This window comes from Methanosarcina sp. DH2 (assembly GCF_020804225.1).
GTDB lineage: Archaea > Halobacteriota > Methanosarcinia > Methanosarcinales > Methanosarcinaceae > Methanosarcina.
The window spans coordinates 129,229-143,406 of the sequence record NZ_WJBI01000014.1 but is presented as its reverse complement, the minus strand read 5'-3'; the positions used below and the strand labels follow the sequence as shown (position 1 = coordinate 143,406).

8 protein-coding genes are annotated in these 14,178 nt (G+C 37.3%); 1 reads left to right on the top strand and 7 read right to left on the bottom strand.

Annotation, left to right across the window (positions count from 1 at the left end):
• Positions 1–35: 35 nt before the first annotated feature.
• From FXV91_RS14570 to FXV91_RS14540, 7 genes are all read right to left on the bottom strand, one after another.
• Complete coding sequence (locus tag FXV91_RS14570) at positions 36–668, bottom strand: hypothetical protein (RefSeq protein WP_229391409.1); 633 nt, start codon at positions 666–668, stop codon at positions 36–38.
• Positions 665–1,606 carry a hypothetical protein gene (locus tag FXV91_RS14565; RefSeq protein WP_229391408.1) on the bottom strand — a complete coding sequence of 314 codons (942 nt, stop codon included), beginning with the start codon at positions 1,604–1,606 and terminating at the stop codon, positions 665–667. The genes FXV91_RS14570 and FXV91_RS14565 overlap by 4 nt, the downstream gene beginning before the upstream one ends.
• 123 nt (positions 1,607–1,729) lie before the next feature.
• Entirely contained in the window at positions 1,730–2,146 is a 417-nt protein-coding gene (locus FXV91_RS14560) for a hypothetical protein (RefSeq protein WP_229391407.1), read from the bottom strand.
• Between the two features lie 20 nt (positions 2,147–2,166).
• Entirely contained in the window at positions 2,167–4,266 is a 2,100-nt protein-coding gene (locus FXV91_RS14555; protein WP_229391406.1) for a hypothetical protein, read from the bottom strand.
• Positions 4,256–7,711, bottom strand: coding sequence for a hypothetical protein (locus tag FXV91_RS14550; RefSeq protein WP_229391405.1), 3,456 nt, complete (start codon positions 7,709–7,711; stop codon positions 4,256–4,258). Before FXV91_RS14550 ends, FXV91_RS14555 begins: the two co-directional genes overlap by 11 nt.
• A 117-nt stretch (positions 7,712–7,828) precedes the next feature.
• On the bottom strand, positions 7,829–11,137 hold the full coding sequence (locus FXV91_RS14545) for an ATP-dependent helicase (RefSeq protein WP_229391404.1): 3,309 nt from the start codon (positions 11,135–11,137) through the stop codon (positions 7,829–7,831).
• Between the two features lie 649 nt (positions 11,138–11,786).
• Positions 11,787–12,398 (bottom strand): site-specific integrase, encoded by a 612-nt coding sequence (locus FXV91_RS14540; RefSeq protein WP_229391403.1) that lies wholly within the window; start codon positions 12,396–12,398, stop codon positions 11,787–11,789.
• A gap of 544 nt (positions 12,399–12,942) precedes the next feature.
• Here FXV91_RS14540 and FXV91_RS14535 point away from each other — a divergent pair.
• Positions 12,943–14,163, top strand: a complete 1,221-nt coding sequence (locus FXV91_RS14535; RefSeq protein WP_229391402.1) for an ATP-binding protein — start codon at positions 12,943–12,945, stop codon at positions 14,161–14,163.
• Positions 14,164–14,178 lie beyond the last annotated feature (15 nt).

Below are 14,178 nucleotides of genomic sequence, written 5' to 3'. Positions count from 1 at the left end.
GACAAAGGCTCCCTCCTTATTTCACGATTTATGCATTACGTAAGAATTTCCGGATCTGTTGCATCCGAAATGTTTTCTGCAATTTCGAGCAGCTTTTCAATTATTTTACTTCTTAAATCAGCTGTTCCCGTAACCTTTTCAAATGGATATGCAAATGTTTTGATTGACTTTGAGTTGTTGTACTCTCCTTTTTTGACATCGAAAACTCTGATTTTCGGAATATTCTCATTTAAAACATTCATTTTTTCAGATTCATCAACCCAGAACCACCTTTTTGTTAGCCAGCCTTCAAATCTAAATGACTTCGGATTAGCTGGAACGATAATTCCAGCTACGAGAAGTGGAACATTACCTATCATTCTAACGTCATGGCAGCCTCCTCCCCCATATCTTAAAAACAGGCTTATGAATAGAACACGGTTAAAGGATCTGTCCTCAGCTTCCTCTTCAGACACATATGCTCTGCTAAGATATGCCGGGAACCATGCTTCTGGATAAAGCACTGATCTACTCTGTTCATACACAGCTGTATTTCCATTAAAGGTCGTATATCCTTCTTCTCCCATGAGACGGTCGCAGTCCCTCAAAAGAGAGGCAAGCTCCTGAAAAAAAGAAGTCATGTTTCTAAAAGATTGATCTAGCTTTTCAGAAAATTCCGAGTTATTCATATTTTTTCCTCCGGTTGATAATGGGAAACGATTTTCGGAATTACCAGTCCGAAATAGTACCTTTTTTCTTTATCCAAAATGAGATATCCGTATGGGATTTTTGAAAACATTGTATCAAAAGTGTAGGATTTTGCATACATGTCAGATTCAAGCCGAACTTTAGCTATAGATAAATAGGAATATGCAATTGAATTGAAGTCGAAGGGATTCAATCCATAAAACCTGCAGAGCCTTTTTGCCCTCAACACTTCACGTATATGTTTTACGATTCTGTTTTTTGCGCCCTCTTCATGACCAAAAAAACCATTCCTGGATATGAGTTGTTCAATTTTCCACCAGGGCAACCAGTATAGAGGGACTTCGGCAATATCCCTATAACAAATACTTCCATGATTCATCGTCTTCTCAAAAAATTCATTTGAGGAGTCTTTAAGCGCTTTTTCAGGAATAACATCGTGCGCCGTCACATAAATTAGATATTTTGATGCTATCTCAAAGCCTTCCAAAGCAGGATTTTGGCTACAAATCTCCCGATTCTCAATAATCATTAACTCTCTTGCCAGCTGGTCAGTTACATCTTCTACTGTGTAATCAGCTTCAGAAGACTTCTCATAATTGAATTTCGCTTCGATTAAAACAAGTGTACACCGGTTTCCCGAGTGCCTGAGTATTATCAACACATCAGGTTCTGTTTGTGATCTTCCTGTACGAAACTTGGGCCAAAAAAGGTATTCTTCTGAAAGCACGGTTTCAGGAACACAGAGATTATCCCTGGAACCAAAATGCACCGCTTCTCTTAAAACATGCTCAAGAAGCTCAGGGTAACTTAAAAAAGAGCAACACCCGAAAATATCGGATGTAAGGAGATCCTCTGAATCTATAGTTGTCGGCTTGCTATGTATTTCAGAAAAAGTCATTCTACCGGCTCCAGCTTCCAATACATTTCATAGATCAACTCCCTCACAGTATAGTCTGAACCCGCAGTCCTTGCAGCTGTCAGGAGATTCCGTCTTTCCAAACCCGTAATTCACGGACACGACCAAATAAGGTTCTCTTCTCATTTAGAAATCACAGATCAATTCACTTATTTTTTCTCCATGCCCCCTAATGTTCTTGCATGTCACCATTCCTACTTTTTTCGATGCACTTTGACTGCTTTGAGAGGGAGTCGATTTTAATTTGCACCAATCTGCATCTACTTTATACATTATATACTTATGATACCCATTTTTTGAATAATTTTTATCTTCAAGAATAGCTACAACACTTTTGACCCGATCTAAAACATTATATGGTATCCCTACGCTGGAAGTAGTTTTATGAGCGATTTTTATGACAATTAACTCACCATTTAAGTAAGCTTCATTACTTTTTCCAGGGGTTTGAAGCAATTCTGTCCCCAAATATTTTGCAGCAACATAGCCCATTTTGTGCCCAAAATCATTTCCTCTTCTTCCGGAATAAGCTGTTTGTGCCATTCGATCTCTCCCATTAATAATTACTCTTCAAACTTCACGTACTCACGTATATACTTAAAAGGAAAAGGCAAAACGGTGCTCTGTCCTGTTCGCACAAAATCGACGTCCATGGTGGGGAGAAGCTCTTTGAATATTAATCTTGAGCCATTGACGGCTTTGATTTTACGAAGATGGCAAGCGTCTTTAAATGAAAATTTAACATTTTCCCGACGATCTCCTACAAAGTAGTAGGCTTCAGATTCGTTTTCCCCGAAATACTTGATATTAAGTGAAGCATCAAAAAGAGTACTCATATTATCTTTGGTTTTTGGGAAATGTAACCTAATTCCATGCTCTTCATACAAGGCGTTTCTTAGATGAGTTGCTGCCTTTGAATTAGTTCCAAGGCAGGAGTTTAGGATTTTCTTGAAATCATTTTTTGATAATTCTTGATATCCAAGCCTGTTCAGTTCTTCTTTTAACTGACACACTTTGTTGTCATTTGCATAAGGTATCTCAGAAAAGCATTTTTCGACAATAGAAGCAAGCTCACTTCCAGTTTGAATTCCCTCAGGAAGTTTGATATCTACTTCTCTTATAACCTCCTTGATCTTAACAAGATCAGGAAGGCTTATTTCCCCTGTACGATATATGAAATTCTTGTCGCCTTCTTCTGAAATGACAAGCCCCTCAAGGATTAGATTTGTTTTCCATTCATTATTTTTTGCTTCCGTGAGCAGTTCGACATACTCTTGATATTCCCCATACCAGACAAGAGAATTCGGATCAATTTTGCGGAAGTCAAAGCAACCATCTGGAAAAATATCCATGAACACAATATATTTTCCTTTCTTATCATATGTAGCAAATGTCCATGTTTTTTTTGCATCTAATTTACTCCAGTCAAAGATACTCAGATTACGTTCCCCTATATCCCTTTTAATTAATTGCTCTTTGACAATTGTTTTAATTACGGCATCTGAAATAGAGTCCTCATTCTCTATAGTAATATTTTGTCTATAAATATCACAATTCGAATCAAGGTGTTCATCCTCTTTACCATTATTTTCATAGTAATCTTCATTGTGTATAATTCTGAAGTTCAATGCTCCTGATTTGTCGCTTTTCCCTACAGTAAGCAATTTATGATCTGTTAGATATAGTAAAAGGGCTTTCTTTAATGTTTGAACCATTTCAGAAGATTCTTCTGATCCAATTCTATCCACTATATGAATCGGTTGTCCATCAAGCTTTGATCGAAGTTGCTTGGGATTCTTCAAAATTGTCTCCGTCAATTCGATATTATGAGAGACCTCCAAAATCCACGGTTTGATGGATATGTACTCGGAAAGATTCTCTTCAATACTATCCAGAACACGATGCAATACGCCTGCCCGACTTTGATCATAATGGTTGCAAGAACTGAAATCAATAAAAGGAACATGTGCCCTTTTATTCCCAAAACTCATTGGGACGTAGGTTATTTTTGAGTCTGACTTGCCATCACGCGGTAACAATCTGCGAAGAGTGCCTGTTCCTTCATGTAAAACATATTTCGGCTTGTTCTTAATCTTTTTAGCATCTAATGTTCCTGCTTTTACTTCTTTCAGAATAGAGATTAGCTTACAGTGGCGTACGATTTTCACGTTAAGCAGGTAGTCCTTATCAAGTGTGACTTTGGCGACATCAATAAAATCTGTGTTTTTGTCTTTCTGATCAAGGACTACGAGGAAATCCCCGGTCAGATTACAGTAATGTAAATGTTCAAAACGTGACCGTGAAGATGCAAGTGAATTTATCAAAATCTGAGCAAGCCAAGCTTCACATATACAATCATCTGCTTCTGTCCTACAAGCTTTGGGGGGAACTTCTACGACCACATCATCTGAAAAATCTTCATCAGCTTTGATTCTTGAAATCAATTCATAAGTATCCAATGGCCGTTTAAACATTGCATAGGCAAATTTACCATATTGAAAAAGAACAGCATTTGCTTTGTAATCATCGCCAATCAGGTGATCTAATTGTGGAGCTCCGCGCCATCCTTCTTTACCCTCCCTTTTAAATCGGAAAAACGCGAAATCTCGTTCAATTGCATCAATTTTAAAGTCGATTTCCAGCCGATTTGTTTTAATGCTCATTTGAAAATACCTCCACAATAAACTTTAGAGCCTTGTCGTTGAAAGATTTATCTTGGCAAATAAAGGGAATCTCAATAATTTTATTATCAGAAGATATTACTGGACGGAACTCTTCCCCGGATTTTCCCAAAATGTTAATTATAAAGACACGGCTTGCATTGCATCTTTCCATTTTCTCTCTAATCGTTGGGATTACTTCATCTGCGGGAACAGCAACCTGGTTATTCCAAAGTTTAAAGTCAACATAAATATTGGCATCCGCTTTGAAGTCAAATAACTCAAAAGTGAGAACATCTAATTCTTTAAGGCTGATTCTTAAAATCTCGTGCAGAATGTAGTGACCACATACCTCTCCCAGAGCTCCTTTGTAGATATTATTAAACATTATTGGAGTTAGAATGAGCTCACTTTCAGGAAAACTGATGGCCCAACCTTTTTCTTCAAAGAGCCTGCGCAGAGGTTCTATTGCCATCAATTCCTGCAACCTTGCGGCCCTTTCACTAACTTCCTGCATTGCCTTGTCAGTCGAAAAGAAAACCTCTACATCTCTGTAATCTTTTTCCTGGGTGTATTTATACAAACGACCTAGGTATGGAAGTTCGACGTAAATTGGATTCCACTTAGGATCACAATCCTTTTTTAAAGGGATTGAAGGTTGTTTAAGCACCTGTTCCCTAAGTTCCTGCCATAATTTTATACTGTCCTCGGTCCATGGATTTTTTAATAACTGATAAATAAACGCTGCTGACCTGTTACTCCGATTTGACGCTCGATTCTGCAGTTCAGAATAGTCGGCTGATTTGACAATTGCGTCTCTGGATGATTCAAGTAATGCAGTATATTCTCTGACAGGAATCACATCGTCTGGTAAAGAAAAACGCGATAAATGCTTTCTAACAGAAGAATCTGCAAGAACATGAATTGTCTGAGCTTTCATGTTCGTTCGGCAAATTCGTCCAATAGCCTGAAGTATCATCTTATTAAGAAAACGCGTATATGCCTCGGTTTGATAGAGATTGATAAGGTCTTCAACTCTCTTCTTTTGTCTGTACCTGCCGACAAATAGGTGGAAAGCTTCGTCCAGCTTATTTTCAAACGTTTTGGGAGAAATTGCTCCATTTTCGACAAGGAATTCGAGCTGGAAAAGATATTTTATGAAATCTCTATCTTTGAGATTATCCGAGAAAATATTTACAATCAGATTTGTTGGGCGATCCAAATAAATTGCGTCTAAATCCATCTCTCTCCTAGCAGAGAATTCATTGACCTTCACAGGATTTATGGATGCAGGGATTGGATATTGCAAATTTTGTCCGGCTCCGATTGTCTGATAAGTGGAGAGAATGAAACGTCTTTTGCCAAATTCTAGTGCAGCCAGTATTCCGATTTTATTCTCATCAAATTCATCGCCAGTCAAAACAACGATGGTGTCAGAAATAGGTTCATTTTCTATGGATGCATACTCACTTTGTATCATTTCTGCATATTCATAAAAAACCTTCAAATCAAACTTTGGATCTAATAATTTGGGAAACTTACTGAAAAAACAAAGGAATGCATGAATTTCGGAGTTGTCTAGAAAGTACTTCCATGCTATTAGGGCACGTACATAGCGGGAAAAAATATAGTCAATTTCCTGTTCTCCTGATTCTGGATTGCTGTATTTCACCTTGTTACGCAGTGCAACCGCAGCTTCCCGATCACCCAGCAAGGATTGAAGTAATTCCAAAGTTTCTGAATTATCCTTTCCAATAAACTCTGTTTTAATAGAAACCTGATCGTATCCCCGAGTATTCTTAGAAAACTGCTTTTTTATTCTTTCCAAAGAATTACCTGAAATCCTAGAAAACGAATCTCCAAGCCGGGAACGCAGGTATTCCAAGTCATAATTCCCTATATTCGTATATAATCCAGCAGTAGCGGAAATTCCTACAACCATTGATTGCGAGCAGATTTCAACCAAAAAAGATTCTGGAGTCCTTGAAAAGTTGAACATATAGATTTTTGAGAGAGTGTCGTGCTCATCGCTGTCGACAATATCGTGGTAACGGAAACCAGTATCATAGAATCCCTGTTGCTGAAGGACACTGGTCTCAGGACGTAATTTATAGGGTACATTACGCTCCATAATGTTGTCCGCAAGGAGTTCCACATTATACTCATCAAGTCGGAAATGGTTTAGAACTGTCTTAACAGCTAAATCTAAAGGAAAAACTTCCTGAACGGTATTGTCTTCCATTTTTAGTTGGCAGTAGTTTTCAGCTAAATAACCGATACCTCTTTGGAAATATGTAAGGAACCCAGAAATTTCACTAAGTAAGGAACGAATGTTTACCCCTGAGCCTTTTTTTTCAGCTTCTAAGGCTTTAATCCAATTAGTACGATTTTTTGTGTCCTGAACTACCTCAATTCTCTTGTATCGAGCATCTAGGACATGATGGAACTGGTAATCATAAAAGAGAAAATTCCTTTTATTGGAAGAAAACTCTTCATGAGATTTGCAAGTATGCTGAAGGTTATATTTTCTGAATATATAGTCAGCTTGTTGTTGAAAATTGTTAATTATATTCTCAGGTGAAGGCCAATTTTTTCCAGCAGCCGTATGTTTTCTCTGTTCAGATTCCCGTAGCAAGCCTTCAGGATATTCGTTTTCCATAAGATGGTTGTGTATATTGAGGAATAGATCAAGTAAATCAATTCGATGGCGTACGCCCGATTCTATGATGCTTTTAAGCACATTTTCTTTGGTAGAATCAAATTCATCTATGAAGATTACTGCTCTGTCAATCAAACGTTTTTGGAAAAAATATGAGCTCTCTACAAGGGTAGTGTTCTTACGAACAAATTTGTCCATACTAAGAAAAACAATTGTTTTCTCATCAGTAAAAACAGAAGGATATAGATAGCCAATCCATTGGTAACTGGGGTTATTTTTTATCGCATTCAGCCTCTTTTCTTTAGTCTTAAACTCTTGCCGAAGCTGATGACTAATGAATTTCCTAAAAGAAGGTTCCAGAGAATCACTTATTTCTTTAGAGAGAACACTTTTGACTGTCTTGGGCAATTTCCCGTTATTCGTTAACGTTTCTATATAAGATCTCAGACGAGTGTAATCTCCTGTCTTGAAACTATCAGGAATCTGAGAATCGACGGACAAAAGATGAGTTATAACACTTTCAGCATTTGAATCAATAAAAAGTACATGCTTGTGGTAGTCATCTTCTACATTATCGACTTTGAACCGTTCTTTTAGTTCCTGATAAGGAAGGTTCTTCTTAAGGTTGGTTATGAAGAATATTTTTCGCTTTTGTGCTGCAAAATCTTTGTAATTTTTATAAATAAAATTCAGTACATTATAGGTTTTTCCAAAACCGGTAGGCATGCTCAGAAGAAGTAGTCCTTTTGCATCTTCATCTAAACAATGCTGCTCGAGAAGCTCTTTCATGAATTTACTCCTTTCGAACGCAAATATTTTTTGTTATTTTTGTATAGTTTAATCAAATAATTAGATTTTTTTTGTTTTTACTTTAGCAGTATTAAAGAGGGTGAGAAAAAACGCCTTTCATATATTGATTCCCTCACAGTACAGCCTGAACTCACATTCTTTGCAGTTGTCGGGATCTTCCGTCTTCCCAAATCCGTGCTCGTAATCATGAGCAATATTTCGTGCAGTCTCCACCATAGAGGTGATTGCTCCTTTGTCAAGGGGACTTACCCTGCCTTCATTACTCCTGTACTCCCCATCTTCCTGAAGCTCAAAACTCCTGGGTTTTTCTATGGCCAGCATGTCAAGTGTGAGTCGCTTCGCCCTGTATCCGGGATACATGTGTTCAAAGCCTTTTGCGTAGAGCAGGAGCTGCCTTGAGCGGTCTTCTGGACTCACATCATACTTCCCGGTCTTGTAATCGATGATCTCGACCTCTTTTTTGGAGGGATCAAGCAAATCAATCCTGTCAATAATACCCTTGAAAACGAAGCCGTTTATAGGAACTGAAAACCACTGTTCGACCATGAGGTTATTTGAGATCCGGTCTTTGTTTCGGATCCAGAATACTTCAAAAAGAGGAAGGGTCGATTCCAGATCTGTATACATCCATTCTGGCTTTTTATGAAGAGTTTCAGCTATCTCATATAGTGCCTGCTTTTCTGCAACCTTTTCTTTAACTGCAGTTTCAAGTACCTTATGTACGAAACTCCCCCTTATCATAGCTCCTGTGGAATCTTCGTTCTTCCGGCTTGGCATGCGCAGAATTTCCTGCAATTCATACTGTTTCGGACAGTTTTCATATGCCTTCAAAGCTGAAAAATTGAAACTAAATGTCTCTGGATTGAACCTCAACCCATTGCTTCTGGCCTTTATTTTTGCGAGGATCTCTCCTGCTCTCATAGCAGGATCTATCATGCCCCACTTTTTCTGTAATTTTTCAAGATAATTCCCACATACTCCATCCTTGAGGGCTCTGTATACCATCAGGTAGTGTACAGCTTCCTCAAGGTCCTTATCAAGGGATTCAATAAGCAGTTGTATACACTTGTTTTTCTCTCGTTCAAGTTCGTTGTCTCTTACAAGTCCTGCAGTTTTTATCTCAAAGTCTCTCCGGTAGGACAGGTCAAGAGCATCAAAAAAAGCTTCCGTTTCTATTTTGGCGTTTGTTCCCTTATTCATAGGAATTTCCAGGTCCCTCCAGTGGTCATATCCAATTTCCATCAAAAACTCGGAAGGTTCCCGTTCCTTGCCTCCGTATTCCAGAGAAAGCGAAAGTATAAGGTCTTCTTTTGCTCTTGTAAATGCTACGTAACAGAGCCTGCGTTCTTCCTCAAGTCTTATTTCTTTCTTCCGCTCCTTAACCGCCTTTTCAAGCTCTGTTTCACTTAACCGCGCTGAGAAAAAGTCACGATACTGTTCCATCATTTCCAGTGGAATCAGAAAATCTTGCCCACCCCTTAGTATAGGGAATTTGTCTTTTGCCATGCTTGTCACAAAAACAACCCTGAATTCAAGCCCTTTTGCTGCATGGATGCTCATCAGGCTTACTGCATCGTCCTCCCTGATCTTTGCAGGAGCAGGGTTGCCGTCCATCTCATCAAGGATCTCAAGGTAATCGATGAAACCAAAAAGCTCTCTATTATGAAATTGCTCAAAATTCTTTGCTATTTCGTGCAGGTTCCGGAGGTTCAGGAAAGCTTCCCTGGTTTTTAGCGTATCTAGCCCGTTAAGGTGTCTTACAATTCCACTTAGATCGTAAATTTCAAGAAGGAGGTCGGAGACATCAAGCAGTTTTTTCTCACTAAGAACCCTAATTGTTTCTTTCACTTTTTCTACGGTTTTGAATCCGTTTTCACTTAATCTTATCTCATCTAGATGGTGGTAGATAGCTTCCTGAAAAGAAATTTTGTTTTTCTTGACGTATTCCCCTATCTGGACAGAATCACTGTTCTCGAGGCTGTTATTGTAGTGAAAGAGCCGCCACCATGCCTCAGTTCCTCTGGGGGTCGGGTCCATGAGATTGTTTAATATATAGAGATAGGAAAGTACGGTCTTGATTTCGGGCTGTTTCAAATAGTCTGCATCATCTTTCACAATCATAGGAATTTCGCGCCTCTGGAGCGCCCGCCTGATCTGTCTTCCCTGGTTATGTGTCCGGTAAAGGACTGCAATTTCTTTTAGAGGAATGCCTTTTTCGATATAATTTTCAATCTGTTCTACTATTTTTCTTGCTTCTTCGCCATCATCTTTTGTTTCCTGGATGACTACATTTTTGCCCTCGTTATCATTGCAGTTCTTGAGAAGGAGACATTCACTTTTTCGGTCTTCGGGGTAATTATGTGAGATCAGCCTGTGGGATACCTTTAAGATCTTATTTGTTGACCTGAAACTCGTATCCAGCGATACAATATCTTTTTCTGAAATCACAAACTGCTTTTTGAACTCCTCAATATTGTTTGAGTATGCTCCCCGGAAGGCATAAATGCTCTGGTTTGCATCTGCAACCACTGTGATATTTTTCTCCCTTGCAGTCAGGTGTTTGATAAGTTCGAACTGCACGTAATTTGTGTCCTGAAACTCGTCAACAATAATCTGGGTGTAGGTATCATTCAACTCTACTGTGCCATAGGTGTTAAGGAAATCAAGGGCAATCCTGTTAAGGTCCCCGTAATCAAGGCAATTTAGAGTTTTCTTTCTCTCCTCATATATTTCCCAGGTGTGGATGAAATCAGTATATTTACGGTATTCATCATAAAGTCCGATAAATTCTTGCCAATTTTTCTTTTCATCTTTCAGGGCTTTTTGCTGAGTTTTGTCCTTTAAATGGAATGTGTTAAGGTTGACCTTGCACTCGTTATAAAACTGCTCAAATCTACTTTCTTCAGCAAAATTCAGTAACAATTTCTTTCCTGTTTCAAGATAATCTTTGAACTTACTAATAGAAATGTTCAGGTCCTTTGCTTTTGCGATTGTGCTAGAGTATAAAGCTGCGTTTCTTGAAGTTGTACCCAGTTCCTTATAAATCAGGATAGCTGCATCAATTTCCTCAAAAATAGTGAATTGCTCCGAAACCCCGCACTTTTCAGAATTATCTCTTATCAATTCGGCACAGAAAGCGTGAAAAGTGCTCACCTTTAAATTGGTCCCCTGCCTCAGAATTTCAGAGATTTTCTTTTCCATATTTCTGGCAGCTTCCCTTGAAAAAGTAAGGGTGAGAATTTTATCGGATTCAACTCCTTGCTTTTCTATCATGAAGGCAATTTTTGCAGTGATTGTGGTAGTCTTACCTGTACCTGCCCCTGCAAGGATTAAAAGAGGACCCGAAGTGCGTTCAACTGCATCTCTTTGCCTTAAAGTAAGGGTTGTGGGAAGTTCTTCTAACATAGGAATACCCTAACTGTTTACTTTATTTTGCGTACCAGAAAGCGAGACATATATAAAAAATAGGCTCTTTTTTGAAGAAAAAAGCTTGCCTATTCAGAAATTTAACCGTCAAATTCAGTCAGATCACATTATTTATTAGAATTTTGCTTATTAGTTATTTTATTTAGTTTTTCATATATGTCCCTAAATAAATTAAAGCTTATGAGAGCTTCAAATTTTAGTTTCTAATGTGTATATGAAATTAAGTTCTTAGGATAACAAGAAAAAGAAATAGAAGCCCTTTAGAAGCGAGCTTTGTGGCATTGCCAAAATAATGTAAAGAGTAACGAAGAACAGTCTAACTCTTTTGCAGTGGGATAAACCTTTTTTATGGTAGCTACAAAGGCACTAGGACTATAATAGAGGCTTTCCCTCGAAAGCAAAAGAGGCATTCAGAATCCTTAAGAGAAACATAGTAGACCTTTAGCTGTCTTAAAAAACAAAACTTTCATAATATCATTTTTTATAAAGAATCGGTTGATAAAATAAACAAGCTTTGGAGACTGTAAGTTTGCTAATGTAAAGAAAATATAGAAAGAGTGAAATAAACATATGAAAGAAAAAGTTAATTTTTTAAATTTAAGTAAAATAAGATCAAAAACTTACCAGCTTAATCAGTTCTAAGAATTCCCCATTCCATTAATCTTTTTTTGATCTGGTCCATTTCCAGATCCGTAAAGCTCAGTCCTTGATAATGATAAAGGGACGTTTCCGGATCATGGCCTTGCCTTTGATAAACTTTAAAGGGAGGTACTCCAGAGCTTAACATCCAAGATTCAATACTTTTTCTAGTGGTTTTGGCTGAGATTCCAAAAGGATTAAAATCAGCTTTGACAGCCCACCGTTTAAGATTCTGGTTCCAAGTGTCAATATCTGGAGGAGCAGGCCCATTGAAAAATTGATCAAGAATATAGGGGAGAGTAGAAGGTAGCAAGTCTACTGTCCTTTCCTTTGCTTTTCTTTTTGCCTTCTTCTGTGCTTCTTCATTTAATCGGATTTGATTTCTATTCTCAGAATACCACTCAGGATGGCCATACAATCTTTGAATCTCAGCATATCTCATGCCTGTTATTGTTGATAACTCAAAAAGAGCTTTATGCCTTTTCTTCGGGATCGTTGCCTTGAACCTATCATATTCTGCAGGGACAAAAACACGAATTCCATTTACATAGATGGCTTCTTTATCCCTTGTAAATCCTGAAACTGGGTACTTTTCTTTCACAACATACTATACAGTTGTTTTCCTAAAAGTACTTTATTATTGATTGAATAAAGCTCCTTTCAAGGTTCATCTATTAGGATAAAGAGCAAAATCCAGTAGTTTTATATGAAAACTACTGCATTTGTAGCACCTCTAACTGAGTTACTATTGTTTATGAGTGGCTTATCTGAGAGATAGTGAAGACTACAGTTGTGGCGTTCATTTCCTCATAGATTGTCTTGTGTCTCTCAAGTTCCTTACTCTGATTCTTCCTTTTGCTTATGAGGATGGTTACTTTTACTCAGTCCACTATCTACAGTTAAGGTTTATGTTTTCTAAAAAATACAAACTTATCGCCCTTGTCATTTTATTGGATATCGCCAACGAGTGCAAGCGGGATAGTAGTACTTATATGGGATTTGAGGGCTTGCGGTGAGATCCTTATTTTGCAGAAAAAATGCAAAATTAATAGGATAACTTAGCTAATTATGGTAAATATTAGATTTTTTGCAGAAAAAATGCAAAAATGGATACATATATAAGTTAGAATTACCTATTCAAAAGTATGATTATAGAATTTTCAGTTGAAAATTTTCTTTCTTTTAAAGAGAGAGTTACCCTAAGTATGGATTCAAGTTCAAGTAAAAAGATTCCTCAAAATATAATTAAAGTCCCTAATAATGGGCGGTTGCTTAAATCTGTCGCAATCTATGGAGCTAATTCATCAGGTAAATCTAATTTATTAAAGGCAATTGATTTCATGTGCTGGATGATAACTTACTCACATAATTTTAATGTAAATACACAAATTCCAGTAACTCCTTTCAAGCTAAGCACTGAGTGTTCCAGAAACCCCAGCTATTTTGAAATGAAATTCATCCATGAAAACATAACTTATAGATATGGATTCTCTTGCAACTCCAAAAAAATTGTTAGCGAATATTTGTTTTACTTCACAGGTAAAAAAGAAAACAAAATATTTGAAAGAAAAGACAAAGAAAATTTTGATTTTCCGGTTGATAACGAACAACAAAATCTTATAAAGCCTCAGGTTATTGAGAATACTCTATACCTTTCAAGAGCAACTCAATTGGGTTATCAAAAAACAAAAAACCCCTATAAGTTCTTTACAGAAAGTTTGGTTATTAACATTAATCCTACATGGACAAACTATACTTTAAACCGAATATACAAGAATCCTGAGTTCAAAGATAAGATACTTGAAATAATGAAAAAAGCAGATTTTGGTGGAATCGAGGACATCAAAATTAAAAAAGAAATAATACCTATTAAAGAAGTCAAGTTCAGCGTTAATCAAAGGTATGAAAGAGACACAACAGGTGATTTTTTCGATCTAAAATTTATACATAAGGCAGAAAATGGTAAAGATATTCTTTTTGATGCACTAGAAGAATCAGAAGGGACACAAAAGGCACTTGCTATACTTGGTCCATTATTTGACATCATGGAAAACGGAAAAGTCGCTTTCATAGATGAACTCGGATGTAGCCTTCATCCCGAAATTACCCGTTTACTCATAAGGCTTTTCCACAGCGATAAAAACAAAAATGGTCAGTTAATATTTACTACTCATGATACCACACTCCTTGATAACGAACTTTTAAGAATGGATCAGATTTATTTCTGCTCAAAAGAACCAAATAAGTATACTCAATTAAGCTCACTTCTTGATTATGATATTCGGCAGGTAACAGATTTTGAACGGGCTTACCTTAGCGGAAGAGTTGGAGGAGTGCCATTCATAGATGAAACTCTTTTGAGTTAATTGAGTTAAAAATCT